The following is a 25,973-nucleotide window of genomic DNA, read 5'->3' as shown; positions in this document are numbered from 1 at the left end:
TCCTTAATTACTTTTCTTTAAACTGGCTAATACGGCAAATGGATTGGGTTTCTCCACCTCTGCAGGCAGTTTACCAAATACCATGTCCGCCTCGGACACTTCACAGTGTTCAGAATCATGTACCGGAACGACAGGCAGTGAAAGAATAATTTCGTCTTCAATCATTGCCAGCAGATCAACTTCGCCAAATTCGTCGACTTCAATCGGCTCGTACGCTTCCGGTAATGCTTCAGCCTGCTCATCATTGACGATCGGGCTAAAACAATACGTTGTATGAACATGGTGTGCAAACGTGTTATTGCAGCGCTGACACATCAATGTTACATCGACGTCCGCATGACCTGTAATAACCGCCAGACGCTGATTATCAATATTAAACGATAATGAGGCCACGACATCGCTGTCCACACTTACCACTGAGTCGGCTACTCGTGTAACCTGCTCAGGCGAATAGATACCTGCGTAATCTAAACGTTTCTGAGCGGTACGAACCGCATCAATGGTCAGGGGTAATTTTACCTTTTGCATAGGGCGCGCATATTAACTTTGTAACGACATAGAGTCAAAGAAAAAGGCCGTTTTACTGCACCTTTCACCAATATTCGCTTCCGAAGCGGCAGACAGTTTAAAATGCCTGATTAAATTACGCTACGGTTTATGGAAAATATTATGCCGCAACTGGTTCTTGCTTCAACCTCATCTTATCGCCGCACCTTACTCGAAAAGCTGCAATTACCCTTTATTACCGCCGCGCCAAAGGTCGATGAGACACCACAGCCAGGGGAAGCCGCTGACGCATTGGTGCAACGGCTAGCGCTCGCAAAGGCACAAGCGCTGGCGGTGCGTTATCCACAACATAGGATTATCGGCTCAGATCAAGTTTGTGTGATTAACGGAGAGATCGTCGGAAAACCCCACAATCATGCCAATGCAGTGAAACAATTACAGCAAGCCAGCGGGCAATGTGTCACTTTTTATACCGGTTTAGCGCTGCTAAATACGGCAACCAGCACCATTAATTGTCTTTGCGAAACCTTTGACGTCTATTTCCGCACCTTAAGTGAAGCGGAGATAAATGGCTATTTGACACGAGAACAACCGTGGAATTGTGCGGGTAGTTTTAAAAGTGAAGGGTTGGGTATTACATTATTTGAGCGTTTGTCAGGCCGTGATCCAAACAGCCTCATCGGCCTGCCACTCATTGCCCTCACCCAAATGTTAATTGAGCAAGGGGTAAATCCATTACTGTAAGCGGCTTTAAACGGCCGTTTTCTTACGCAGTATCAGCAAGCAATGACGTAACTGGTTATCCAGCGGTGCTTCAATGCGCATTGTTTCACCGGTATTCGGATGCTCAAAACGTAATGCCGCAGCATGTAGGAATAGACGATGCAGCCCAGTCCCTTGCAATTGTTGATCAAACTCACGGTCACCATAGCGGTCATCAAATGCGATTGGATGGCCTGCATGTAGCGCATGTACGCGAATCTGGTGGGTACGGCCAGTGATTGGGCTGGCTTTAACCAGAGTCGCGTGCTCAAAGCGCTCTTCTACTTTAAAGCGCGTTTCTGAAGGTTTACCTTCGCTGCTGACTTTCACCACCCGCTCGCCACTTTGCATAATATTTTTCAGCAACGGTGCCTGCACTGCTTTGCAGTGGGATTGCCACTGACCACGAACTAGCGCCAGATAATCTTTCTGCATCCCTTTCAAGCGCAACTGCTCATGCAAAGAGCGCAACGCCGAGCGTTTTTTGGCGACCAGCAAGACACCCGAGGTGTCGCGGTCAAGGCGGTGAACCAACTCCAGGAAGCGGGCTTCGGGGCGCAGAGCACGTAATGCCTCTATCACGCCGAAACTCAAACCACTGCCGCCATGCACCGCCGTGCCTGAAGGCTTATTCAGCACCAAGAGGTAGTCGTCCTCAAATAAGATGCAATCGGCCAGCGCCGCGACTTTATCAAGTTTAGCTGATACCTGAATCTCTTCACGCTCCGCAACACGCACCGGTGGCACGCGCACTACATCACCGTCGGCCAGTTTATATTCTGGCTTAATGCGCCCTTTATTAACCCGAACCTCACCTTTGCGTACGATACGGTAGATCATACTTTTGGGCACACCTTTCAATTTGGTGAGCAAAAAGTTGTCGATCCGCTGGCCCGCTTCATCGGCAGATATGGTTATTAATTGTACTACTGGATTATTCGTTTTCATGGGGCGCGATTCTAAATACACCGAGGAATTAGCGCCACCCCTTTTTCTGTGCTTAACTGTCATTCTGACTATTTAAAGATAACGTTTGCGTACATTTATTGTTTAATAAGACAACGATAGCCGCCAACACTGTGTAAACAGTAAAATAATCTTTATGTAGACAGGTAAAGTCATCTTGCTATATCAGTGTCAGCAATGGAATAATGATAGTAATTCTGCGTTGATTCTCGTTAGACCAAGAGACTTGTGGAATAAAAAGATTTGCCTGATCACACAAAAACGCAGCAATGGCGTAAGACGTAATGTGAAATCAAGCAATTAGCGGGCTGCGGGTTGCAGCTTGGTCGGCAAGTGGGTAAAGCTCTGTTGTCTTATATTCAGAAGCTGCCCTTTATATAAAAGCGCTGTTTTTCAGAACGAAACACAGGCTTACCGAAATAATGCGCCCCTATGCAGGCGACAACCGTGAGGTTGACGGCTTTGCTAGAAGACTCGGGGTCATCGGTTTACCCGACCATGAGGTTAATTTGCCCGCAGTTCTAACGCCAATGTAAAAATAATGAGTAAGTAAAGATGAAAAGAATGTTGATTAACGCAACTCAGCAAGAAGAGTTGCGTGTTGCCCTTGTAGATGGACAGCGGCTGTATGATTTGGATATTGAAAGTCCAGGCCATGAACAGAAAAAAGCGAATATTTACAAAGGTAAAATCACCCGAATCGAACCCAGTCTGGAAGCCGCTTTTGTTGATTACGGCGCTGAACGACATGGTTTCCTGCCACTAAAAGAAATTTCTCGCGAATATTTCCCTAGTAATTACTCTTCCCATGGCCGCCCGAACATCAAAGATGTGCTGCGCGAAGGCCAAGAAGTTATTGTTCAGGTTGATAAAGAAGAACGTGGCAATAAAGGTGCCGCACTAACGACTTTCATCAGCCTGGCTGGCAGCTATTTAGTTCTAATGCCGAACAACCCACGGGCCGGTGGTATCTCTCGCCGCATCGAAGGTGATGACCGCACAGAACTGAAAGAGGCCCTATCCTCTCTGCAATTGCCTGATGGCATGGGTCTGATTGTCCGTACTGCCGGTGTTGGCAAATCTGCCGACGCGCTGCAATGGGACTTGTCATTCCGCCTGAAGCACTGGGATGCGATTAAAAAAGCGGCGGAAGGTCGCCCTGCGCCGTTCCTGATCCATCAGGAAAGTAACGTGATTGTCCGTGCTTTCCGTGACTACCTGCGCCCAGACATCGGTGAAATTCTGATCGACAACCCGAAAGTTCTCGAGTTGGCGAAAGAGCATATCGCCGCGTTAGGTCGCCCGGATTTCAGCAGCAAAATCAAGCTCTATAGTGGCGAAATCCCACTATTCAGCCACTACCAGATTGAGTCGCAGATTGAATCTGCATTCCAGCGCGAAGTGCGTCTGCCATCCGGTGGTTCCATCGTTATCGATACTACCGAAGCCCTGACCGCGATTGATATCAACTCCGCACGGGCTACCCGTGGTGGTGATATCGAGGAGACGGCCTTCAACACCAACCTTGAAGCTGCGGATGAAATTGCTCGTCAGTTACGTTTGCGTGACTTGGGTGGCCTGATTGTTATCGACTTTATCGATATGACCCCTGTGCGTCATCAACGTGAAGTGGAAAACCGCTTACGCGATGCCGTCCGTCAGGACCGCGCTCGCATCCAGATTGGTCGCATCTCCCGCTTTGGTTTGCTGGAAATGTCCCGTCAGCGTCTCAGCCCATCGCTGGGTGAGTCAAGCCACCATGTCTGCCCACGCTGTAGCGGCACCGGTACCGTGCGTGATAACGAATCCCTGTCACTCTCTATTTTGCGTTTGATTGAAGAAGAAGCGCTGAAAGAGAACACCCATGAAGTTCACGCCATTGTGCCAGTACAGATAGCTTCGTATCTGCTAAATGAAAAACGTGAATCAGTGAACGCCATTGAGAAACGTCAAGGCGGCGTGCGTGCGGTGATCGTGCCAAACGATCAGATGCAAACACCGCACTACTCCGTCCTTCGGGTCCGTAAAGGTGAGGAAGTTCCTTCCCTTAGCTACCTGTTGCCACAACTGCATGAAGCAGAAATGGCGCAACCGCAGGAAGAGGCCACTATTGAACGTAAGCGCCCAGAACAACCGGCGCTGGCGACCTTCTCTTTACCGACGGAAGTGCCACCGGAATCAACACCTGCTGCCGCCAGTGCTAAACCCACTGCTGCGCCACAGGTTGCTGCTACTACCACCACTGAACAGCCAGGCTTCTTTAGCCGCCTGTTCACAGGTCTGAAAGGCATCTTCGCTACATCAGCAGAAGCCGAAGTTAAGCCGGTTGAAGTTGAAAAAACCGAAGCTAGCGAAACTCGTCGTAATGATCGTCGCAATCCACGCCGCCAAAACAGTGGCCGTAAAGATCGCGGTGACCGCACACCACGCGAAGGTCGTGATAACGCTAGCCGTGACAATAATGGCCGTGATAATGCTAACCGCGATAACAGTGCTCGCGACAGCAATAGTCGTGACAACAATAGTCGTGACAATAATGGCCGCGACAATGTCAATCGCGAGGGTCGTGATGATCAACGCCGCAATAATAAGCGTCCAACTCAACAAACTGTTGTAGCAGCATCAACTGATATTGTTGAAGCCGATAAAGAGCAGCGCGAAGAGCAGCCGCAACGTCGTGGTGATCGCCAGCGCCGCCGGCAGGATGACAAACGTCAAGCACCGCAGGATGTTAAAGCTAACGTTGATGTTCCCGTCGTCAGTGTCGAAGAAGCACAACCTGAGCAAGAAGAACGTCAACAGGTGATGCAACGTCGTCAACGTCGCCAATTGAATCAGAAAGTCCGCATTCAATCAGCCAACGATGAACTGAATGCTCAGGAAAGCAACTCACCGGTTGGCCCTGTCAGCGAATCAGTCACGACTTTTGCTACGCCAGTCGTGCAGGAAGAGGTGAAGTTACTGCCGCAAGCAACTGCTCAGGCAGATGATGAAGCGACTAATGATCGTAATGGCAACAATGAAAATGGCATGCCACGTCGTTCTCGCCGTTCACCTCGTCACCTGCGCGTGAGCGGTCAACGCCGTCGTCGCTATCGTGATGAGCGCTACCCGACTCAATCTGCTATGCCTCTGGCGGGTGCTTTCGCCTCACCGGAAATGGCGTCAGGTAAGGTTTGGGTTCGTTATCCGGTCGCTCAGCCATTTGAACAAGCCGCGTTTGTTGAAAATCCGGTTGAAGAACAATTGCCAGTCGACGTTGCTGCAGTAGAAGCTACGGTAGTTGAAACTTCCGTAGTCGAAGCTCCGGTGAATGTTCCAGCGGCAATCATTGCAGCGCCAGTGGTTATCGCAGCGGTGACTGAAGCTGTTGCTCCGACACCTGCGCCGCAACATAAGCCCGGTGGTTCTTCATCTTCAGCTGCCGCCGTTCCAGGCCGTGCCCCTGTTGTTGTGCCTGAAATTATCGCGGAGCCAATTGCCGAAGTAGTAGCAGAAGAAATGGTAGCAGCAACTGAAACCATTACAGCAATTGAAGCAGCCCCTGTCGTTGAAGAAGCTATCACGCCAGAAACTGCCAGCGAAAACACCATTGAGCCAGAAGCTGTGGTTGAAGAGCTTCAGGTTGAAGAGACCCAAGCTGAAGAGATTATTGTTGAGGCGCCAGTTGCCGCTGAGACAGCTGCTGTTGAAGAGTCGATTGTTGTTGAAGAGTCAGCGGTTGTTGAAGAGTCAGTTGAAGAGCCGAACCTGACTGAAGCTAATACTGTCGCGGAAGAGGCTGCCACTGAAGAGGTGCATGTAGCTGAACCTGTCGTCGATGCAACGCCAGCTGTGACACAGCAACAGCCAGCTGTAGCGCATCCGGAAGGCGTGTTATTCAAACACTACGCCTCTGCACCGATGACCAAAGCACCGGCACCTGAATATGCGCCGGAGTCGCAAACCAAAGGTCATTGGGAACGCCCAGCCTTTGATTTTGCAGGCAAAGGTTCTGCTGGCGGGCATGCAGCCGCCACTCAGGCAACAGCCCCGGCGACCAAACCACAATCAGTCGAATAAATGCACTATTGCTAAAAGCAACATGCAAAATAAAACCCGCTTCGGCGGGTTTTATTTTATAAAGTTTAAGCTATCTGTTTCAGTGTCTTGATTTCAATACTTTCCAGCTTGCCCTCTATCGATTTAACAAAATCGATGAAATGTTGCGCTTTATTATGTTTCTCCAATGCTTCAGCAGATGCCCAGCGCTCGAAAAACACAAAAGAACCATTTTGGTCGTTCTCAGCATGGAGATCATATTGCAGATTCCCCTTCTCCTCACGACTTGGTTCTATAATCTGATGAACCGCCTCTCTGACTTCATTAACAAATTCAGGCTTGGCCACTAAACTGGCAATCACACGAACTTCCATCGTAATTCTCCCATACAGTACATTTAATTCATCTATTTACGGCTAATTAATCACTCATCTTAGCTAGCAATTTCACCTATAGCCCCTCTATAAGATGCCCTTTTTAGGTTATTTTCAACTCACCACTTACAATGTTTTCAACTTAAGCCTAACAATCAGATGCATCCTGCGCACTTTCCGCTTATCCTTACACCCCGCCGGAAACAGTATAAAAACCCGAAATCTCATCACCACTGCGGAGCTTGTTGAATGACTGCACAACCCCAAACCCTGAAAATTCGCCGCCCAGATGACTGGCATATTCACTTACGTGATGACGAAATGCTCAGTACCGTGCTGCCTTATACCTCCGAGGTGTTTGCCAGAGCTATTGTTATGCCGAATCTGGCCCCGCCTATTACCACTGTTGCCAGTGCGATTGCGTATCGGGACCGTATTCTGGCGGCCGTGCCGGTTGGGCATAAATTCACGCCGTTGATGACTTGTTATCTGACTGATTCACTTGATATCAATGAGTTGACCGCCGGTTTTGAGCAAGGCGTATTTACGGCGGCAAAACTCTATCCAGCCAATGCCACTACCAACTCAAATCATGGTGTATCCGATATCCCAGCGATTTATCCATTGTTTGAGCAAATGCAAAAAATGGGTATGCCACTGCTTATCCACGGCGAAATCACCGATGCCGCAGTCGATATCTTCGATCGTGAAGCGCGTTTTATTGATCAAATCATGGAACCGATCCGCCGCAACTTCCCCGAGCTGAAGATTGTCTTTGAGCATATCACCACCAAAGATGCCGCCGACTACGTGCTGGCAGGCAATCGTTTTCTTGGTGCGACCATCACCCCACAACATCTGATGTTTAACCGCAATCATATGCTGGTCGGTGGCATTCGCCCCCATCTGTTCTGTCTGCCAATACTGAAACGCAGCACGCACCAGGCAGCATTGCGCCAGGCTGTCGCCAGTGGCTCAGACCGTTTCTTCCTTGGAACCGACTCAGCTCCACATGCCAAACAGCGTAAAGAGTCATCCTGTGGCTGTGCTGGTGTGTTCAATGCCCCCTCAGCACTGCCTGCTTATGCGACTGTTTTCGAAGAGATGAACGCACTACAACATTTGGAAGCATTCTGTTCCTTAAATGGTCCACGCTTCTATGGCCTGCCGGTTAACGACGATTTTGTTGAGTTGGTTCGAACGCCCTGCCAACAACCGGAAGAGATCCCGCTGGGAAGTGAGTCGATCGTCCCTTATCTAGCCGGTCAAAGCATTAACTGGTCAGTTAAAGGTTAATAATGATCAGAGGTAGGGAGCCTCACTCCCTACCCTCAAAAATTTTTATCTCAGCCAGTTGCAACCTGAATATTTACACTGTATAAATAACCAGTATAAATATTCGGAGGGCCAGATATGCGTGTTGAAGTCAGTATTGATAAAAAAAACCAGTTACCCGCCGGTGCTATCGAAGCGCTAACCAATGAATTAAGTAAACGACTGGATTCGAAATTCCCGGACACCAGCACCACAGTGCAAGTGCGTTACGCTGGAGCAAATAACCTTTCTGTTTTGGGCGGAGCTAAAACAGATAAGGACCTGATCTCTGAGATATTACAAGAAATATGGGAAAGCGCTGACGATTGGTTTGACGCAAAATAACCCACTACAATGCTGTTTTTGCCGGGGGTCGCTCCTCGGCTTTTTTATATCAATGGATATATCCCCCCTTTCTCCCAGCACTTTCGTCACTCGCCTGCGATTAATTAATCATCAGAAAATAAATAATTTGTAAAGATCCGTGGATAATCACCACATTTATTAGCCGTTGCGTATACTGAAAAAGCTCACTTGATAATGAGCCGCATTGATCCTCATTAGTCACTCCAGTCAGTAACTACTAGATAAGGGGTCTTTATGCACAGAAATGATGAAGTTATTCAGACTCACCCGCTTGTAGGTTGGGATATCAGCACGGTAGATGTATACAACGCGATGATGATACGTCTTCATTACCTGTCTTCCATGAATCAACCGCCAGAAGATGCACTGGTTGATAGAACACTCTGGTTAACAACCGATGTTGCACGCCAATTAATAAATATTTTAGAAGCAGGCATTGCAAAAATTGAGTCATCAGAATATCAAGATCTGGATCACCGTAAGCATTAATTTTTGTCCACCAGTTAATTGTTCAATGCTCTCAAAAACAGGCACCAGTGAATATCACTTGGTGCCTGTTTATTAACCACTCCCACCGCCATAGGGCTAACACCCCTTTTTCTCCCCTCACTCCCATGCTATTACTATCGTTTTAGTTTTTATTGTTTCTGAATTGAAATCGTTTTGGCAAAAACCACGATAAATACGCGCAGCTAATCCAAAACGTGTTGAATTAAGCCCGTAACGATATTCTCCAAGGTGCAAAATATGGATTACGATTTGATTGTCATTGGTAGTGGTTCTGTTGGCTCTGCCGCGGGCTACTATGCCTCACAAGCCGGCTTAAACGTGCTAATGATTGATAGTGCGATGCCTCCCCATCAGGCTGGCAGCCACCACGGCGACACCCGAATCATTCGCCATGCATATGGTGAAGGCGAGAAATATGTGCCCTTAGTATTACGTGCTCAAGCGCTTTGGGATCAACTGTCAACCGAAACCGGTGAGAGGTTATTTCAGGCCAGTGGTGTGCTTAATTTGGGGCCAGATGACTCAACTTTCCTGCAAAATGCACAACACAGCGCGCAACAATATCATTTGCCGGTAGAGACGTTAACAGTAGCGCAGGTTCGTGAAAAATGGCCGGTATTTACTGTACCGGACAATTATATTGGTGTGTTTGAACCACAGGCTGGTTTTTTGCGTTCAGAATTAGCTATCAAAACATTAATTAAGGCGGTCACTGAGGCTGGCTGCGGTATCTTATTCAATTGCCCGGTCACGGCGATTGTTCCTCTGGAGGAGGGGGTAGATGTCGTCACCATTGATGGTACTTATAGTGCCAAAAAAGTCGTCGTTACCGCCGGCACATGGGTCAAAGAGTTGTTACCTACATTGCCCGTGACAGCAATACGCAAAGTTTTCTCCTGGCATCATGCCGATGGCCGCTACAGCGAAGGGAATCATTTCCCGGCATTTACCGTAGAAACACCGGATAACATCCATTATTACGGTTTTCCCTCACAAAATGAGGAGCTTAAACTCGGCAAGCATAATGGCGGGCAGCCTATTGAGTCAGCGGCTCAGCGCAAACCTTTTGGCAGCTATGCAGAAGATGGCACGGAAGTTTTTGGATTTTTACGGAATTTCTTACCCGGTGTTGGCGTCTGCCTGCGTGGCGCCGCATGTAGCTATGATATGAGCCCCGATGAAGACTTCATCATTGATACCCTGCCTGATAACCAGAATATTATGGTGGTAACGGGTTTAAGTGGCCATGGGTTTAAATTTGCGACAGCATTGGGAGAAGTTGCGGCGCTCTTCGCACAAAACAGAGCTTCCCCCATTGATATATCTGCTTTTTCTTTGTCTCGTTTCACTCACTCCGAGCCTGAGAACTGACTCTTAACCCACATATTCTTACCGGCGACTATTTTAATAAAAAATAGCTCGCCCGAGTTTTATTTATATTATTTATACCTATTTTTTGGTATAAACAGTCACCCTATTAATGGTAATGGTAATATTTATTCGTGCATTCCGTCGAAATAAGTCGATAATCCCGAATTGACGTTTAAGGCATCTGAGGACTACCTTATCCTTGTATGCAGCCAGGTATGGTTGCAGTTAGACAAGGATGTATGTCTCATGAAAATATTAATTATTGATGAATGTTTTTATACCCGATCAGGGGTAAATACTTATTTTAATAGCTCTGTATCACTTAATTTAATGGATTCGCCTACTGTTGAGCAGGCGACATTGACTGTTAATGATTTTGCTCCAGATATAATAATTGTTAATCTTACCAAATATTGCCGTTTCGGCGGCTATTGCCCATTACTCGAACAATTTTTAAGTTGTTGTGGCCAAGCTAAAATCTATATTTATTTGGATGCCTCCTATCCATTCAGTGAAACGCCAATTCCCTTGACTGATTCAGTCTCAATTTTGGCAAAAAGGTATTTGCCGGAGCTGCTGAAAAAGCTTTCTAATATCTCAAATGAGATGCGTAAACCGCACTCACCTTGCCCATCATCACTGTTTAGCCCACAAGAGCATAAAGTGATGTGCTACTGGATGATGGAGATGCCCAATTACCGTATTGCCAGAAAATTGAATATCAGTGATAGCACCGTTTATTCACATAAGCGGCATATTACCGAAAAAATCAAAGTCAGAAATCGGCTAGAGCTGTGCTTTATCTATAATGTTTTTAAATATTTATACTAAATTTATTATTAATTAAGCCGATATATAAGTAATTTTGATATAAAATGTAGCCGGATTAATATAGCTAACGATAGATTGCAGTTAGAGAAACGGTTACATTTGATCTGATAATTTTAATGAGAAGAGACGCCCACAACTGACTATTTTATTACTCTGGCTATCTAACCTCCTCATCCTCTTGCCAGATTCCAGATACCGGAATTTAATCTGCTAGCTTATTGTTTGCTAAATTAAAAATCCCTATAATGAGCAACGATTTTAACCGCAGGCAGTCAGCATGTTAAATAAATTGCTCTCGATGGTTATCAATAATGTCCGAGAGCACCTATTGCTCTATATCTGCCTATGGTTGATTTTGTTGGCGTTAGATATTTATTTCTTTTTCTATTAGTTTAATTAATACGTCTACGCTACTGTATCTAGTGGGCCTACGGGTATCAATCCACCCGAGGCCCCAAGCCGATAACCACTAATCTGGTGTTACTCCGCTTTGCTCGGTTTACCATCACTCAGTAAAACTGCAAATTTATAGCCCGCAGGGGTGAGTTCAAGTGCAATTTTGGCAATGATGGTTAAAGGGACAGAGAGCAGCATACCAATTGGCCCTAATAGCCAACCCCAGAAAATCAATGATAAGAATACCACCAGCGTTGATAACCCCAAGCCACGGCCCATCATACGTGGATCAATAATATTACCGCCAATCAGATTAATTAGAATATAGCCGCCGGTTACCGCAAAAGCATCGGCAAAGCCGTTAAACAGCAGCGCCTGAATAATCGGCGGAATAGCAGCCAATACTGAACCGATATTAGGTATGTAATTCAGGACAAAAGCTAGCAGCCCCCATAGGAAAGCAAATCTGACGCCCATCGCCGCCAGGAATAGCCAAATAACAATCCCCGTCGCGATACTAATAACTGTTTTGATGACCAGATAGTGGGTTACACCATTTAGCGCACGTTTGAGGATAGCATTCCCCTGCTCTGGATTATCAAACATCAGCTGCATTTTATAAGGCAGACGTTCCACTTCAAATAACATAAACACCACGGTCATCAGCAACAAGAACGTGCTGGCCATGGCACCAGAAAGATGGCTAAGCAGCCGAGTAACAAAGTTCACCGCAGTGCTAGGATCGACATGTTTCATGATGTCATCCACCGAGAATTCGATATTAAAGCGCATGGCGAACTCTTGCAGCTCGCGCATTTTTTCCAGCATCATACCGCGATATTGCGGTAATGATCGGGCGAACTCATTTAATGAGGAACCCAGGCGGCTAAAGAGTAGTGCCATCAGTAAAATAATGAGGGTGACTAATAGGACAATAGCCAGTGTGCGGGGAATTCTTATTTTCTCGAGTAATTTAACCAGCGGATTCAGTACAATAGCGAGAAAAATAGCCAGTAAGAATGGCACAACGATGGGTGATGCAGCCTTTATTCCGGCCATAATTACCACCAGCATTGCCAGCATTGCAACTAGCCGTAACCCTTGGTGACTTACCACAGGTGTTGTCATTATCAATCCTTGTATTAGAACCGCCACCGCTCAAAATGGCAAAAAAAAGACGCTGTCGAATAAAATAACCGACAACGTCTCTATTTAATAGTATAACCAGCAGGTTAATACTCGGATTAATTGAGTATCACTCTTTATTATCCGTACCCTTTTCTGGCATTGGAATATGCATGGTTGTTTGCAACAGCCCTTTCGATTTATTAAAAATCTTGACACCGTTTTCGCGCCCAGCCCTGCGGGAGCGCTGCTCTTCCTGCGGCAATTTCAGCTCTTCCTGGCAAATCGGGCTACAGCAGCCTTCAAATTTAGTCGCACAAACCGGACACTGAATAAACAGCAAGTGGCAACCATCATTTTTGCAATTGGTATGCGCATCGCAAGCGGCACCGCACTGATGGCAATGCGCGATCACATCGTCAGAGATCCGCTCCCCCATTCGCTCATCAAAAACAAAGTTTTTGCCGATAAATTTCAGCGGTAAACCTTGCTCTTTCGCTTTGCGGGCATATTCGATGATCCCGCCTTCAACGTGATAAACGTTTTTAAAACCGTTGTGCAACATATAGGCGCTGGCTTTCTCACAGCGAATCCCACCAGTGCAATACATAACAATATTCTTCTCTTTGTTATGTTGCAGCATATCAACCGCCATTGGCAGTTGCTCACGGAAGGTATCGGAGGGCACTTCTATCGCGTTTTCGAAATGGCCCACTTCGTATTCATAGTGGTTACGCATATCGACAAACAAAGTATCCGGGTCATCAATCATTTGATTGACCTGATCCGCTTGCAGATAGTGCCCCACATTGCTGGGATCAAAGCTATCATCATCAATACCATCGGCCACAATGCGCTCACGAACTTTCAGGCGCAACACCCAAAATGACTTACCGTCATCTTCATGGGCCACATTCAGCCGCACTTGATCCAGTGCGGGGTGTGCGGCGAACAGCGCGACTTTAAAGTCGTCATAGCGGTTAGCAGGCACACTAATTTGGGCATTAATCCCCTCTTTCGCCACATAAACCCGGCCAAATACCCCGAGTTTAACAAATTGGCTATAGAGGCTATCGCGGAAGGCTTTGGCATCTTCTAAGGTGAAATATTTATAAAAAGAAACTGTGGTGCGCGGTTCGGTTTCAGCCAACATGCGCGCTTTAAGTTCCTCATTAGAAATTCGGTTATGTAACACTGGCATGGTGTACGTTCCTGTCTTTCAAAGAGGTTACTGATAGATATTTAATTACTGCTCAATGGGTTACGTAAGTCATTAGACAACTAACCAAGGTAATTCATCGCGCAATAGAACTGATATTTCCGGCACCGGTTGCCCCGTGCGGCGCATATAATACCTGAAACAGCGGGGTGGCACATCATTAGCGCGACTGGTGGTGGTGCACTTGACGCCAATGGTATGTGGGTATCGGGTTGGTGATGGTTGGCATGATGGTACATAGCGTCGCCCCATTTATTGGTCAGCGGGCGGCGTTGAAATCAGCGGCGGCACCCGCTATTTGCCGCGATGATCCTCACCCGTAAAACTCGCGCGATCAGTAAAACCAGAGACCATGATACCGGCCAGCAGGGAGATGCCCGCCGCGATCAGCAACGATTTTGTCTGCCAATAGGCGCCGACATAGCCCAAAAGGCCGCCAACAGCCAATAGACCCGCACTGAATTTTGCTGCTGACATTGTCGCTTCTCCGCTAAATACTGATTATGCTGATTTATACATCAAAATTATCATAACCCAGAAATGATAAATCCCTCTCCAGTGGTGAGGGATTTATGCAAAAAATAGTCAGCCGTTAATCGGTAGGTTAAAAATGACGTTTTTTAGCTGATCAACGCCAGTTTCGCCGGTAAGCCCTGCCGGACAACAGCACCACTCACCCAGTCCAACCAGGTGTTGGGGATCTCCCGCGTCGGATCGGTAAAACCTAACTCATTTAGATTGCTTCCCTGACCAATGCGCGGGTCTGACGCCATCATTTCGCCATCAAGGAAGTGGGTTCTGGCCCCCATTTCGCGATGCCCATAACCATGCTCAATAGCCACCACACCAGGCATAACGCCATCCAGTAGGCTGACTTGCACCTCCATCTGCCCTCCTGGTGTCATCAGTTGCACGATATCACCCTGCTGTATGCCATAGCGGCTGGCATCTCCTGGATTAATGGCAACCAGATTTGTGGGTTTGACCGCCCGCAGCCGCTCAATCATCGCCGTCGAGCTACTCATCAGATGTGACTTAAATGACATCAAGCGCAGCGGCCACTCCGCCGCCGGATAGTGTTGGAACAGATCCGAACCATCAGCTAAACGTGGTGGATACCAGGTCGGACAACCACTGTAGCGCTCGCCGGTAATGGCATGGTGATGTTTCGCCACATTCTCATTCCAGATTTGCAGTGGCTTTTTCCACTGCGGCCCGGTGGCATCACCGCTCCAACTTTTCTCATAGGGGGCAAAACGGCCACCGCGCGCCAACAGATAGGCGACACGGCGCTGCTCATCCACCTGCAAGCTGCGCTGTAATGCCGGCCACAAGCGATCGACGCCGGTTAATTTTAGCTCATCATCCGCCGCCGCTGGCAGGGGTTTTTCGCCACCATAGGCAATATTAGCCGCCGCCCGTAAGTAGTAATCCTCTGCCCTTTCTAGCGGCCAATGCTTGCCCGCACTGTCCTGCATCGCATTGGCCCCAAAACCCGGCAGTTGCAATGTTTTCGCCACCGCAATCAGGAAACTCTCCATCGCCACCGGTTCGCCCTGTGCGGTGCGGGCAGTGCGCGATTCAACTACCGGCCAACGGGCGGTGCTGGCCTTGACCAACACCCCCGCCCACGGCGCACTGAAGCCCCAACTCTCAAAATTGTGGGTATCCGGTACGATATAATCCGCCAGTGCGGTGGTTTCATTCATAAAGGCATCGATGGCGATAAACAGCGGCAGGTGGTGCGGGTCTCGCAGCTTCTCCTCAATCAGATTGCGTAGACCCGCCACCCCATACAGGGGATTGGTCATGTGGCTGATCCAAGCTTTTAACGGGTATGGGTATCCGGCCAGCGCCGGAGCCAACTGCTCGGTCAACTGCCCGCCAACAAAGGGATACCACGGGCCGCGAGCCGGATAACCGGAGTGGCCCTGCTGAATTTTTTGCTGATACTCGGCTGACTGCTCATAGGGCTGTTTGCTGCGCGAGAGCGGCAAACCTTTGGGTTTGACCATGCCATCAAAGGTCGCCAGTTGATAGCGCGGCCCATCGGCAAAGCCATCAAATTTACCGCCGCCGACCGACACCCCGCCTTTGAGATTCAGGTTGCCAATCAGGGCATTGAGCATCATCACCGCCCAGGTGGTATAGAAGCCATTGCCGCCCATCATCCCGCCATGGGAGATCACCGCCGCCTGCCGCTGATACGCGGTAAATTCACGCGCCAGACCAATCATCGTGGCCTCTGGCACACCGCATTGTTGGCTATATTCTGACAGGGAGAAGCGCGCCGCCGCCTGTTGCAGGCAGCTCATGCCCGATTGCACCTGCACACGCAGCCCATCATGCAAGGTCACTTCTCGGGTGACGAACAACTCTGCCTGTAGGGTGGACGTGGCGGGTTGCAGTGCCGCGTCTGGTGCCACTTGTACCAACACCTGGCTCTCTTCCCCCTCCGCTACCGATTCACCACTTAAATGACTCGCACGCAGGAATTGACCGCATAGCGGATGAGTTGGCGTCATAATCACCAGATGGCTGGCATTAGTCCAACTGCGCTCTGCGGCAGCCTGCATGGCGCTTTCACCGGGCAGTGACAGGTAACCATGATTGAAGCGATTTTGTTCGATAATCCAGCGGATCATCCCCATCGCCAGCGCCGCATCACTCCCCGGCAACACCGGCACCCAGCGGTTATGCTGATTGGCTAAGGTGGTGGTGAGCGGCAAGGCGGGGGCGACCACCACATAGTTGAAATCATCACGCTGGCGCGCATTGGCGAGCTGACGCCCCTGGCGCTTGAATGGATTACCCGATTGCGCCGGCGAGGTGCCGAGGAACAGAGCAAAACGGAGGTGATCCCAATCGGGCTTCACGTGGGCATTTTTGTCTAAATCCCCCATCAGTGCACCGGAGCCGGCACGGTAAGCCAGCCCGCAGTACGCACCATGGCTACCGAGATTTTTAGTCCCGAAGGCCTGGTTGGCAAAGCGCTGGATAAAGGCATCGCGGCCATCATCACCGGCATTGGTCACCAGCAGTTGATTAGCTTTCGGGCCAAGGGAGGGTTGTTTGGCATCAATGGGAGTGACCAGATCACGGATCGCCCGCAGCCCCTCAACCGGCCCCTCACCGAAGAGATCACCGCCCTCGGTCACTTCTGCCACCAGCTGCTCAAAGCTGATGCGCTGCCATTTGCCACCGCCCCGTGGGCCGACTCGCTTCATCGGCTCAGTGATGCGGTAAGGGCTATCGACCCCCTCCAGTAGCGTGGCACCACGAGCACAGGCGGTCGAGCGCCCCTCCATGCCCTGTTCACCGCCAAGGCGTTGCAGTGCTTCGCTCAGGGGTAATTGATAGGGGAAGTGGTGGTCATGGGATAAGGGATGGTAAGGATTACCGGCGATCCGCAAAATTTTATTTTGCTGGGTATCAACTCGCACCCGCAGGCCACACAGTGTCCAGCAGCCAAAGCATTGCGTCATTGATACCGCCTGTTGTGGGTTGGCCTGCCACTGCGCCCCGACACGCCCTTCGGGGGGTAGAGCATTGGCGCTGATAGGGTCGAGTGTGAGCTTGCCGGCACTGCCATCCAGCAGTCCGGCCACAGTTTTGCGCGCCACCTCATGGTAACTGGCAGCAAACGCGGCCACGCCACCCAAAGCTAAGCTGCCTTTTAACCATTGACGCCGTGTAAACTTAGCCATGATGCATTTCCCCTTCAAATGTTTTTCCGCCCGACACTTTTTGTTCCAGCCAACTGACACCTTCGCGCACCGCAATAATCACGGCTATCCATAATCCGAATGTGCCGATAATCGCCAGCAATCCCTCACTGCCGAGCGGCAAGGAGTAGGGATTGACTAAGATATTGTATTTAGGCAAGGTTTGCGTTTGCATCAGCAGCAACCAGCGCACCGACCAGCAGAGGCTGAGGGCTATTCCCCCCTGTGCCACCAGCAGCGGGATTGATAATTTTTTTTGTAAATTGGCCCCTGCCAGCCCAAGTAGCAGCAACCACAGCACCATGGGGAGTGCCGCCAACATTGGGGTGTTAGTGGCCCACGCGCGCAGCGCCTGTCCGGACAGGCTATCGCCACTGGCCCACAGCAAGGTTACCGCCGCCAGTGCCACTAAATTGATCAACTGCCAGCGCGCTAATTTGTGCTGATATTGCCGATTGCGCCATAGCCATGCGGCCAGCCATGACGGAACAGCCTGCCAGGCGCTAAGGAAGATAAACAGCGGCAGCCACAGACTAAACCACACTGGCTGAGCGCGTAATATCGACACCTCGCGGCCGGTGTACAGCAAAATGCTGACGGCAGAAAGTGCACAGAGCAGTGCCAACCCCGCCAGTAGCCGTGGTAGCGCTCGCCCCCACAACCGGCTATAGGTCAGCACCATAAAATAGGCCACTACCAGCAGGCTAAATAGCGGTAAGAACAGTGAGCCCCATGACATCCATGACCACGGCGTAAAGTGCGCATAAAAGTGCCAGACACGGGCCGGCTGATGAAGATCGGCATTTAACGCCAGCGGCGCGACCACCACCGCCGTCACCGCTAATATCAGTGCGGCGAACTCCAGCGGATTAGAGTGCTGGCGCGAGACGACCCGCTGCCAACCGGCAAACAGCACCGCGCTACAGGCCAGCCCGATAAAGAAGAAGTACTGCACCGCCCAAGGTAGCCAGGCGATATCCTGCGGGCGGGCTAAAATTTCGCGGATCATGGGTGTACCTCCTGCCACAATGCGGGCTGGCCCTGTAATGGGCGGGTAAATAGCTCATTTAAGCCAAGGTAAAACACCTGCGGATGAGTGCCCTGTTCTGGCTTCAACACTTTGATATCCGTCGCATGTTCCAGCAACATTTGGCGTAATTTGCTATCGCCATCGCGCAGATCGCCAATGATGCGCGCCCCGCCGACACAAGACTCAACACAAGCAGGCAGTAGCCCGGCGTCCAGTCGATGCACACAAAAAGTACACTTATCGGCGGTTTGGGTGCTGTGATTGATAAATCGGGCCTCGTAGGGGCAAGCCTGCACACAATAGGCGCAACCGACGCAGCGGGTATTGTCGATAACCACAATGCCATCTTGCCGCTGATAGGTGGCCTGCACCGGGCAAACCGGCACACAGGGTGGGTTATCGCAGTGGTTACACAGCCGTGGCAACAAGACGTTGGTGACACTCTCCGCCCCCGACAGTGCTATCTGATACTGATTGACCGTGGTGCGAAACTGCCCCTGCGGCAGTTGGTTTTCGATAGCACAGCTAACAGTGCAAGCTTGGCAGCCGATGCAGCGGCGCAAATCAATCAACATGGCATAGCGCCGTTTGATATCACCCTGTTTGCGCGCCGGCTCCATCTGCCAGCCCGCCTGCGCCAACGGCACCAGTGCGGCTCCGGCGGTTAGCACCCCCAACCGCTGTAAAAATGCTCTCTTCCCGTGATCCATTTTTCTGCTCATCTTTTTTGATAAGAATCTTCTTGGTGACAAGCAGTGTAGAAATCTGCCAGCAGAAGCCCTATTGTGGTTTTCCACATTCCCTTTAGGGACTTGATCCAGGACAATTACCCACCGCGATCGGGATCATAAAAAGGACAATGCATGTATTTCAGAGTGCTGGCGATAATGCTCTTTTGCAGCATTTCAGCCGCTGATGCCGATGAATGGACCATCGGGGTTTTGGCACTGCGTGGCGATGCGCAGGCGCAGGCCCATTGGCAACCGCTGGCCGAGAGGCTAAATCAGCAGTTGCCGGATCACCATTTTCAGTTGTTGCCGCTGGATTTGAATACGATGAAGACCGCCGTGGCGCAAAACCGAATCGATTTTCTGCTCACCAATCCGGCGCAATATGTGCAGATTGATAGTCACTACCCCTTGCGGTGGTTGGTGTCACTGCGCTCCAGCCACCAGCCGGACAGCACCAGCCGCAATGTGATTGGTAGTGTGATTCTGGTGCGCGCTGACAGTGATATCCATAGCCCGCAGAGTCTGCGGGGCCTGAGGGTCGGCGCAGTCTCACCCGCTGCGTTTGGCGGTTATCTCTTGGGCTACAAAGCGTTGCGCGATGCCGGGCTTCAGCCCGAGCAGGATTTTCAGTTACATTTTTCGGGCTTTCCGGTGGATGCCTTGATCTATCTGCTGCGCGATCGCGCCATCTCCGCCGCCATTGTCCCCACCTGCTTGCTGGAGGATATGCAAGCCGAGGGATTGGTACAGGCGGCGGATTTCCGGCCACTATTGGCAAAACAGACCCCGATCCCCTGCCTGACCAGCACCGAGTTGTACCCTAACTGGTCATTTGCCGCGTTATCCCACGTGCCTGATAAGCTGGTGGACAGTGTCACGCGAACTTTACTCAGCCCCGATAGCAGCAAAAATCCACAGTGGGGCGCGGCCTCCTCCACCAGTCAGGTGGAAAGCTTACTGCGCTCGGTGAATCAACACCCGCGACAACCGCAGATTTGGCAGCAGATGGTCGATTGGGCGCAGCAGCATCGGCTATTGATCGCCACTATTGGGCTGATTTTGCTGTTACTCGGTGCCAATCATATCTGGGTGGCTTTTTTGGTGCGCCGCCGCAGTCGCCAGTTGGAGCAGCTACATCAACAGCTGAGAAGCCGAGAGAGCGCATTGGAGCAGGCGCAGCGCCTGAGTATTCTGGGGGAGATGACCTCTGGGTTTGCCCATGAGTTGAACCAGCCGCTCAGTGCCATTCAGCACTATGCCGAGGGCTGCTCCATCCGCTTACAGCGGGAACAAGGGGATCACCCGTTGCTGCCGATCCTCGGGCAGATAGCTCATCAGGCCCAGCGCGGGGCCGATATCATTGCCAACCTGCGGCTGTGGGTCGGGAAACAGCCCGCGCCTAATTCAGCGGCGAAGCATTCAATAATCAGCCAGCCACTGCATACGTTGCTCAACCATATCTGGCAGTTATTGGGGGCCGAGCAGCATCAGCCGCCCTGTCAGTTACAGCTGGATATCGACACCACATTGACACTGCATTTGCCGCCCACCTTACTCGATCAAGTTTTATGTAACCTGATCACCAATAGCTTGCAGGCTGGTGCGCGTCAGTTAACCTGTCATGCCTATCAGCAAGCTGGCGTGGTCACCCTGATATTGCAAGATGATGCTGGCGGCTTGACCGCTGAACAACTTCGCCTGCCCTTTATCCCCTTTCGCTCCACTAAAAGTGATGGACTGGGGCTGGGGTTGGTGATTTGCCAGCGATTGATCGGCAGTCAGGGCGGCCATCTGACGCTGCTTAACCAGCGGACTGCCAAAGGTAAAATGGGGTTGCAAGTGACCCTGACACTGCCACTTAACCCACGCAAGGAGCTGACTTTTGTCACTGATTCATCTGGTTGATGACGATATTGCCGTCACCGACGCCTGCCGTTTTCTGCTCGACAGCCTGGGCTATAGAGTGAAGGTGTGGCACGACGGTGCGCGTTTTCTGGCGCAGGCTGATTTGTATCACTCCGGGGTGGTGCTGCTGGATATCCGTATGCCATTGCTCGATGGTACTGAGGTCTATGCCCGGATGCGCCAGATAGAGAGCACACTCGCCACTATCTTCCTCACCGCCCATGGCGAGGTGCCGCAAGCGGTTGAGCAGATGAAGCTGGGGGCGGTGGACTTTTTACAAAAACCGGTGGCGACTGCACCATTGATTGCCGCCTTGCAGCAGGGTTTGCTGCAATCTGAGCAGTGGGTTGCCCGCCGACAGGTCGCGCTGCGCTATGCTACTCTCACATCACGGGAGCAGATGATTGCACAATGGGTGATGCAGGGTTTGATTAACCGCGATATCGCCGACAGAGCTTGTGTGTCGGTCAGAACGGTAGAAGTGCATCGGGCTAAAGTCATGGAGAAGATGGCGGTTAACAGCCTCGCGGAGCTAGTCAGCCTGCTGAGTCCGATAAAATAGCCGGATGAAATTTTGCTTATTTTACGTTCAATTTGATGATTTAGCTGTCGGGATCTTCAACAAGGCGGCATAAAAATGGCTTTTTGGTGCGGTCTTTTTTCCCGTAGCCCACTAAAAATGCCACAATGGTCTATCTTAAACCACTGATGAGACAGCTAAACAGGTTGGCATGGAGTGCCCATCGAGATTCACTAATGCACCACATCTCCGCCATCAAGACTAATTGTTAACTGTCCCGATGAATTACAATGACGCTGAGAATAGATATGCAAGTTCCCTCTTTTGATCGTTCACTGCTGCACCCCCGCTATTGGCTGACCTGGCTCGGCCTGGCTACTCTCTACCTGCTGGTGCTGCTCCCCTACCCGGTTATCTATGCCATGGGCACTTCCCTTGGCCGCTTCTCTATGCGCTTTCTCAAACGGCGCAAGCAGATTACACAGCGCAATCTGGAGTTGTGCTTCCCGTCGATGCCGCAAGTGGAGCGCGATCAGCTACTGGTTAAGAATTTTGAATCGGTGGGGATGGGGCTATTTGAGACCGGTATGGCATGGTTTTGGCCCAACTGGCGCATTGAGCGCTGGTGTAGTGTCAGTGGGCTAGAGCATATCCAGCAAGCCCGCGATGAAGGCAAAGGGGTGTTGCTGATTGGCCTGCATTTTCTGACTCTGGAGCTGGGCGCGCGTATTTTTGGCATCTACAATCCGGGGATTGGCGTCTATCGCCCCCATGATAATAAAGCTATGGATTGGATGCAGACCTGGGGCCGGATGCGCTCAAATAAGGCCATGCTAGACCGCAAAGACCTGAAGGGGATGATCCGCTGCCTAAAACAGGGCGAAATTATCTGGTACGCGCCGGATCACGATTATGGCCCGCGCAGCAGTGTCTTTGTGCCGCTATTCGCCGTCGAACAAGCCGCCACCACCACCGGGACTTATCTGTTGGTGCGCATGGGCAAACCGGCGGTGATCCCATTCACGCCACGGCGCTTACCGGGTGGCAAGGGCTATCAACTGATTTTGCAGCCTGCCGTTGAAAACTTCCCGCTGGATAGTGAAGTGGAGGCCGCGGCCTTTATGAATAAAGTGATCGAAAAAGAGATTACTCAAGCCACTGACCAATATATGTGGTTGCATCGGCGGTTTAAGACCCGCCCGGAGGGGGCACCTTCGCTATATGAGTAACACGACTTATTCTGAAAAGTAATAACATAAATGATAATGAGAATTATTTTATATCAGTTTTTTTGATATAATCTGTCAGTTTTATCCACTAGAAATGTAGTATCTATCTGACAGATAATTAAAAGTAATTAATCGCAGTTATTATAGGGTTATTTCTTAATAAGGATACACTCATGTTGGCAACTCTCAATCTCTGGTTCACCCGCTTAACTGATCATCAAGATGGCGGTAAGCTCTTATTGCGCCTGACGTTCGGCATTCTAATGCTGTTCCACGGCGTGGCAAAAATTCAGCACGGCACCAGTTGGATCGCTGACTCTTTACAGGCGCAAGGCATTCCCGGTTTTGTGGCTTATGGCGTTTACATTGGCGAAATCATTACCCCACTGCTGATCATTCTTGGCCTATTCACCCGCCCTGCGGCTTTTGTTTATGCGGTTAACCTGCTGGTGGCGGTATTGATGGTCGGCACAGGTAAATTCTTTACCCTGACTCAGGTCGGTGCATGGGGTCTGGAAAACGAAGCGATGTACTTCTTAGGTGGCGTTGCCATTATGTTGCTGGGCAGCGGTCGTTACTCGGTGACCAAAAACGAAGCTTACCGCTAAACTTTCAGCGGTGATATTGAGCCACTCCGCGCATCTCGGGGGTGGCTTTTTTTATGTTATTGACCCTGCTTATAACAGTGGGTTAGCCGTCAATTCAGACTTATCACCAAAATAAATAAGCATATTCCGACGATTCAAACTGGCTTTCCATTTTAATAAAAACTAACATTCATCTTATTGATGTCAATGCCCCAAAAGCGCATACTTATCAAGCTAACACCCTCTTTTTCCCACTTTTTTCAGCTTCAAACGCCATCACTGTGATCCCACAAGAAAAAGCTGAAAAAATAGTCACATTCGGCTTTAACTGGTTGATAATTGTTATGAGTGTCGACTTTTCATCTAAAAATACGATATAACCCAGCGTGAAAACAAAAATATAACGTGATCACTGCGTTAAATTCTTATGGGAAGACCTTATGCAAACCTCTGTTAAATCTGAAGGTGGCCGCACGTTCTTTGGCCACCCTTATCCGCTGAGCGGACTGTTTCTTTCCGAAATGTGGGAGCGCTTTTCGTTCTACGGCATCCGCCCACTGTTAATTCTGTTTATGGCCGCCACGGTTTTTGACGGCGGTATGGGGCTGCCGCGCGAGCAAGCCTCGGCTATCGTTGGGATCTTTGCCGGTAGTATGTATCTGGCAGCTCTGCCCGGCGGCTGGCTGGCGGATAACTGGCTTGGCCAGCAACGCGCAGTCTGGTATGGCTCGATTCTGATTGCACTGGGCCACCTGTCGATCGCGCTATCCGCCTTCTTCGGCAATGACCTGTTCTTTATCGGTTTAGTGTTTATCGTGCTCGGCACCGGCCTGTTCAAGACCTGTATCTCGGTAATGGTAGGGACACTGTATAAGCCCGGTGATGCTCGCCGCGACGGCGGTTTCTCACTGTTCTATATGGGCATCAATATGGGGTCATTTATTGCGCCGCTGCTCTCTGGCTGGCTGCTGAAGACCCACGGCTGGCATTGGGGCTTTGGTATTGGCGGGATTGGGATGCTGGTAGCATTACTGATCTTCCGTTACTTCGCCATCCCATCAATGAAACGCTATGATGCCGAAGTCGGCTTAGATTCGAGCTGGAATAGACCCACCAATAAGCGCCAGGGGGTGGGCAAGTGGGTTACGGCTATTCTGCTGTTAGTTATGGCCATCATTACCCTGATTTCACAGGGGATTATCCCCATTAATCCGGTGCTGGTTGCCAGCTTGCTGGCCTATATTATTGCCGCCTCGGTGACACTCTATTTCGTCTATCTGTTCGCCTTCGCCAAGTTGAGCCGCAAAGATCGCGCCCGCCTGCTAGTGTGCTTTATTCTGCTGGTTTCAGCCGCCTTCTTCTGGTCAGCATTTGAACAGAAACCGACCTCATTTAACCTGTTCGCCAATGACTATACCAATCGTAATTTGATGGGTTTTGAGATCCCAACCGTCTGGTTCCAGTCCATTAATGCCTTGTTTATTATCATTTTAGCCCCGATATTCAGTTGGGCCTGGCCGGCACTGGCGAAGAGAAAGATCCAGCCAAGCAGCATCACTAAATTCGTTATTGGGATTTTATGTGCCGCCGCCGGCTTCGCGGTGATGATGTATGCGGCGCAGCATGTGCTTAACAGTGGTGGCGAGGGGGTTTCCCCGCTGTGGCTAGTGATGAGTATCCTGCTGCTGACCCTTGGCGAGTTGTGCCTCAGCCCGATTGGCCTGGCGACCATGACCTTACTGGCACCAGACAGAATGCGTGGTCAGGTGATGGGGTTGTGGTTCTGCGCCAGCTCGCTGGGTAACCTGGCGGCGGGTCTGATTGGCGGTCATGTTAAAGCTGACCAGCTTGATATGCTGCCGACTCTGTTTGCCCGCTGCTCAATTGCCCTGGTTATCTGTGCCGCGGTGTTGATTCTGCTTATCGTGCCGATTCGTCGGATGATGAATAACACCCAAGGGCAGCAAGCCGCCTGATAGTGATGGTGTTCTGTATTGATAATAACCCGCCTGATTGGCGGGTTTACTGCCCCCATGCCCGTTGCTGCAATACCACCCGATAACCATCGCTATCTTCGAAGGTTTTGCCGCTAACATCCCAATAAGGGTTATAAGACGCCACCGCGCGAAACCCGGCGCTGAGCATTTGCTGGCACTGATGGCCCCACAGCACTTCGTCCGGCAGATAAAAAACCAACAAATTATCTTGTGTTGGCGCTCGCCCCACCTGAACACCACGGTGGTGAGTAAACTCTAAATGATAAGCGTGGTGTGGATGACCGAGGATCACACCATCAAATCCCTGATGGTCAGCAAAACGACCCAGTTCACTGAAGCCCAAACCACGGCAGTACATCTCACTGATGGCATCAAGATTATCAGTGGGTCTGGCGACCCGCATCACTGAGGTTGGCGGCAACACTGGTGAATGAGTTTCGGACGATTTAATTGATTCTGCTGGCATC

General features: G+C 50.3%; 23 protein-coding genes. 13 read left to right on the top strand and 10 right to left on the bottom strand.

Annotated features, from left to right (window positions below; all coding sequences use genetic code 11):
* Positions 1 to 3: 3 nt before the first annotated feature.
* Positions 4 to 528, bottom strand: coding sequence for a 23S rRNA accumulation protein YceD (gene yceD / locus FFE93_RS08580; RefSeq protein WP_005273034.1), 525 nt, complete (start codon positions 526 to 528; stop codon positions 4 to 6).
* 141 nt (positions 529 to 669) lie between these two features.
* Here yceD and FFE93_RS08575 point away from each other — a divergent pair, with 141 nt between their 5' ends.
* Positions 670 to 1,251, top strand: a complete 582-nt coding sequence (locus tag FFE93_RS08575) for a Maf family protein (RefSeq protein ID WP_138775038.1) — start codon at positions 670 to 672, stop codon at positions 1,249 to 1,251.
* 6 nt (positions 1,252 to 1,257) lie between these two features.
* Here FFE93_RS08575 and rluC read toward each other — a convergent pair whose 3' ends face one another.
* Complete coding sequence (gene rluC / locus FFE93_RS08570; RefSeq protein WP_138775037.1) at positions 1,258 to 2,217, bottom strand: 23S rRNA pseudouridine(955/2504/2580) synthase RluC; 960 nt, start codon at positions 2,215 to 2,217, stop codon at positions 1,258 to 1,260.
* Between the two features lie 573 nt (positions 2,218 to 2,790).
* Between rluC and rne the strand changes: the two genes are divergently transcribed.
* Positions 2,791 to 6,297 carry a ribonuclease E gene (rne, locus tag FFE93_RS08565; protein WP_138775036.1) on the top strand — a complete coding sequence of 1,169 codons (3,507 nt, stop codon included), beginning with the start codon at positions 2,791 to 2,793 and terminating at the stop codon, positions 6,295 to 6,297.
* A 65-nt stretch (positions 6,298 to 6,362) separates the two neighbouring features.
* On the opposite strand, the gene FFE93_RS08560 is transcribed toward rne, so the two are convergent.
* Positions 6,363 to 6,650, bottom strand: a complete 288-nt coding sequence (locus tag FFE93_RS08560) for a putative quinol monooxygenase (RefSeq protein ID WP_005273024.1) — start codon at positions 6,648 to 6,650, stop codon at positions 6,363 to 6,365.
* Between the two features lie 249 nt (positions 6,651 to 6,899).
* Between FFE93_RS08560 and pyrC the strand changes: the two genes are divergently transcribed.
* From pyrC to FFE93_RS08530, 6 genes are all read left to right on the top strand, one after another.
* A complete protein-coding gene (gene pyrC / locus FFE93_RS08555) occupies positions 6,900 to 7,946 on the top strand; it encodes a dihydroorotase (protein ID WP_138775035.1) in 1,047 nt (348 codons plus the stop codon).
* A 117-nt stretch (positions 7,947 to 8,063) separates the two neighbouring features.
* Positions 8,064 to 8,309 carry a DNA damage-inducible protein I gene (gene dinI / locus FFE93_RS08550; RefSeq protein ID WP_005273019.1) on the top strand — a complete coding sequence of 82 codons (246 nt, stop codon included), beginning with the start codon at positions 8,064 to 8,066 and terminating at the stop codon, positions 8,307 to 8,309.
* A gap of 255 nt (positions 8,310 to 8,564) precedes the next feature.
* Positions 8,565 to 8,819 carry a biofilm formation regulator BssS gene (gene bssS, locus FFE93_RS08545; protein ID WP_032897356.1) on the top strand — a complete coding sequence of 85 codons (255 nt, stop codon included), beginning with the start codon at positions 8,565 to 8,567 and terminating at the stop codon, positions 8,817 to 8,819.
* Between the two features lie 258 nt (positions 8,820 to 9,077).
* A complete protein-coding gene (solA, locus tag FFE93_RS08540; RefSeq protein ID WP_057646850.1) occupies positions 9,078 to 10,211 on the top strand; it encodes an N-methyl-L-tryptophan oxidase in 1,134 nt (377 codons plus the stop codon).
* Positions 10,212 to 10,457: 246 nt separating this feature from the next.
* Positions 10,458 to 11,042 (top strand): helix-turn-helix transcriptional regulator, encoded by a 585-nt coding sequence (locus tag FFE93_RS08535; protein ID WP_005273012.1) that lies wholly within the window; start codon positions 10,458 to 10,460, stop codon positions 11,040 to 11,042.
* A gap of 277 nt (positions 11,043 to 11,319) precedes the next feature.
* Entirely contained in the window at positions 11,320 to 11,433 is a 114-nt protein-coding gene (locus tag FFE93_RS08530) for a DUF2770 family protein (RefSeq protein WP_005183270.1), read from the top strand.
* Positions 11,434 to 11,522: 89 nt separating this feature from the next.
* Here the strand turns inward: FFE93_RS08530 and FFE93_RS08525 are convergent, their stop codons facing one another.
* From FFE93_RS08525 to ttrB, 6 genes are all read right to left on the bottom strand, one after another.
* Complete coding sequence (locus tag FFE93_RS08525; protein ID WP_032897349.1) at positions 11,523 to 12,566, bottom strand: AI-2E family transporter; 1,044 nt, start codon at positions 12,564 to 12,566, stop codon at positions 11,523 to 11,525.
* Positions 12,567 to 12,693: 127 nt separating this feature from the next.
* Complete coding sequence (locus FFE93_RS08520; RefSeq protein ID WP_005273008.1) at positions 12,694 to 13,764, bottom strand: rhodanese-related sulfurtransferase; 1,071 nt, start codon at positions 13,762 to 13,764, stop codon at positions 12,694 to 12,696.
* Positions 13,765 to 14,076: 312 nt separating this feature from the next.
* Positions 14,077 to 14,259: a hypothetical protein gene (locus FFE93_RS08515; protein ID WP_005273006.1), complete on the bottom strand. Its 183-nt coding sequence runs from the start codon at positions 14,257 to 14,259 to the stop codon at positions 14,077 to 14,079.
* A 143-nt stretch (positions 14,260 to 14,402) separates the two neighbouring features.
* On the bottom strand, positions 14,403 to 17,489 hold the full coding sequence (ttrA, locus tag FFE93_RS08510) for a tetrathionate reductase subunit TtrA (protein ID WP_138775034.1): 3,087 nt from the start codon (positions 17,487 to 17,489) through the stop codon (positions 14,403 to 14,405).
* On the bottom strand, positions 17,482 to 18,516 hold the full coding sequence (gene ttrC, locus FFE93_RS08505) for a tetrathionate reductase subunit TtrC (protein ID WP_054871958.1): 1,035 nt from the start codon (positions 18,514 to 18,516) through the stop codon (positions 17,482 to 17,484). The genes ttrA and ttrC overlap by 8 nt, the downstream gene beginning before the upstream one ends.
* Entirely contained in the window at positions 18,513 to 19,247 is a 735-nt protein-coding gene (gene ttrB / locus FFE93_RS08500; protein WP_049602411.1) for a tetrathionate reductase subunit TtrB, read from the bottom strand. The genes ttrC and ttrB overlap by 4 nt, the downstream gene beginning before the upstream one ends.
* A gap of 153 nt (positions 19,248 to 19,400) precedes the next feature.
* On the opposite strand from ttrB, the gene ttrS reads away from it, so the two are divergent.
* The 5 genes from ttrS to FFE93_RS08475 all read left to right on the top strand — a co-directional run bounded on the left by ttrS (position 19,401) and on the right by FFE93_RS08475 (position 25,485).
* Positions 19,401 to 21,173: a tetrathionate respiration histidine kinase TtrS gene (ttrS, locus tag FFE93_RS08495; RefSeq protein WP_138775033.1), complete on the top strand. Its 1,773-nt coding sequence runs from the start codon at positions 19,401 to 19,403 to the stop codon at positions 21,171 to 21,173.
* Entirely contained in the window at positions 21,151 to 21,735 is a 585-nt protein-coding gene (ttrR, locus tag FFE93_RS08490) for a tetrathionate respiration response regulator TtrR (RefSeq protein WP_138775032.1), read from the top strand. The genes ttrS and ttrR overlap by 23 nt, the downstream gene beginning before the upstream one ends.
* Positions 21,736 to 22,001: 266 nt before the next feature.
* Entirely contained in the window at positions 22,002 to 22,922 is a 921-nt protein-coding gene (locus tag FFE93_RS08485; protein ID WP_005272987.1) for a Kdo(2)-lipid IV(A) acyltransferase, read from the top strand.
* A gap of 173 nt (positions 22,923 to 23,095) precedes the next feature.
* Positions 23,096 to 23,530, top strand: a complete 435-nt coding sequence (locus tag FFE93_RS08480; protein ID WP_005272985.1) for a DoxX family protein — start codon at positions 23,096 to 23,098, stop codon at positions 23,528 to 23,530.
* Positions 23,531 to 23,949: 419 nt separating this feature from the next.
* Positions 23,950 to 25,485 carry a peptide MFS transporter gene (locus tag FFE93_RS08475; RefSeq protein WP_005272981.1) on the top strand — a complete coding sequence of 512 codons (1,536 nt, stop codon included), beginning with the start codon at positions 23,950 to 23,952 and terminating at the stop codon, positions 25,483 to 25,485.
* A 46-nt stretch (positions 25,486 to 25,531) separates the two neighbouring features.
* Here FFE93_RS08475 and FFE93_RS08470 read toward each other — a convergent pair whose 3' ends face one another.
* Positions 25,532 to 25,972, bottom strand: coding sequence for a VOC family protein (locus FFE93_RS08470; protein ID WP_057646869.1), 441 nt, complete (start codon positions 25,970 to 25,972; stop codon positions 25,532 to 25,534).
* Position 25,973: the final 1 nt, after the last annotated feature.

Source organism: Yersinia sp. KBS0713 (assembly GCF_005937895.2).
Lineage (GTDB): Bacteria > Pseudomonadota > Gammaproteobacteria > Enterobacterales > Enterobacteriaceae > Yersinia > Yersinia bercovieri.
Note: the sequence above shows the minus strand (reverse complement) of the source record. Positions and strands in the feature narration are given on the sequence as shown.

Excerpts from the sequence above, each read along its gene's own strand:
- solA (WP_057646850.1), top strand. The coding sequence starts at position 9,078 with ATGGATTACGATTTGATTGTCATTGGTAGTGGTTCTGTTGGCTCTGCC.
- FFE93_RS08475 (WP_005272981.1), top strand. The coding sequence starts at position 23,950 with ATGCAAACCTCTGTTAAATCTGAAGGTGGCCGCACGTTCTTTGGCCAC.
- FFE93_RS08520 (WP_005273008.1), bottom strand. The coding sequence starts at position 13,764 with ATGCCAGTGTTACATAACCGAATTTCTAATGAGGAACTTAAAGCGCGC.
- bssS (WP_032897356.1), top strand. The coding sequence starts at position 8,565 with ATGCACAGAAATGATGAAGTTATTCAGACTCACCCGCTTGTAGGTTGG.
- ttrC (WP_054871958.1), bottom strand. The coding sequence starts at position 18,516 with ATGATCCGCGAAATTTTAGCCCGCCCGCAGGATATCGCCTGGCTACCT.
- yceD (WP_005273034.1), bottom strand. The coding sequence starts at position 528 with ATGCAAAAGGTAAAATTACCCCTGACCATTGATGCGGTTCGTACCGCT.
- FFE93_RS08525 (WP_032897349.1), bottom strand. The coding sequence starts at position 12,566 with ATGACAACACCTGTGGTAAGTCACCAAGGGTTACGGCTAGTTGCAATG.
- FFE93_RS08515 (WP_005273006.1), bottom strand. The coding sequence starts at position 14,259 with ATGTCAGCAGCAAAATTCAGTGCGGGTCTATTGGCTGTTGGCGGCCTT.
- rluC (WP_138775037.1), bottom strand. The coding sequence starts at position 2,217 with ATGAAAACGAATAATCCAGTAGTACAATTAATAACCATATCTGCCGAT.
- ttrB (WP_049602411.1), bottom strand. The coding sequence starts at position 19,247 with ATGGATCACGGGAAGAGAGCATTTTTACAGCGGTTGGGGGTGCTAACC.
- ttrS (WP_138775033.1), top strand. The coding sequence starts at position 19,401 with ATGTATTTCAGAGTGCTGGCGATAATGCTCTTTTGCAGCATTTCAGCC.
- FFE93_RS08470 (WP_057646869.1), bottom strand. The coding sequence starts at position 25,972 with ATGCCAGCAGAATCAATTAAATCGTCCGAAACTCATTCACCAGTGTTG.
- FFE93_RS08575 (WP_138775038.1), top strand. The coding sequence starts at position 670 with ATGCCGCAACTGGTTCTTGCTTCAACCTCATCTTATCGCCGCACCTTA.
- pyrC (WP_138775035.1), top strand. The coding sequence starts at position 6,900 with ATGACTGCACAACCCCAAACCCTGAAAATTCGCCGCCCAGATGACTGG.
- dinI (WP_005273019.1), top strand. The coding sequence starts at position 8,064 with ATGCGTGTTGAAGTCAGTATTGATAAAAAAAACCAGTTACCCGCCGGT.
- FFE93_RS08535 (WP_005273012.1), top strand. The coding sequence starts at position 10,458 with ATGAAAATATTAATTATTGATGAATGTTTTTATACCCGATCAGGGGTA.
- rne (WP_138775036.1), top strand. The coding sequence starts at position 2,791 with ATGAAAAGAATGTTGATTAACGCAACTCAGCAAGAAGAGTTGCGTGTT.
- FFE93_RS08485 (WP_005272987.1), top strand. The coding sequence starts at position 22,002 with ATGCAAGTTCCCTCTTTTGATCGTTCACTGCTGCACCCCCGCTATTGG.
- FFE93_RS08480 (WP_005272985.1), top strand. The coding sequence starts at position 23,096 with ATGTTGGCAACTCTCAATCTCTGGTTCACCCGCTTAACTGATCATCAA.
- FFE93_RS08560 (WP_005273024.1), bottom strand. The coding sequence starts at position 6,650 with ATGGAAGTTCGTGTGATTGCCAGTTTAGTGGCCAAGCCTGAATTTGTT.
- FFE93_RS08530 (WP_005183270.1), top strand. The coding sequence starts at position 11,320 with ATGTTAAATAAATTGCTCTCGATGGTTATCAATAATGTCCGAGAGCAC.
- ttrA (WP_138775034.1), bottom strand. The coding sequence starts at position 17,489 with ATGGCTAAGTTTACACGGCGTCAATGGTTAAAAGGCAGCTTAGCTTTG.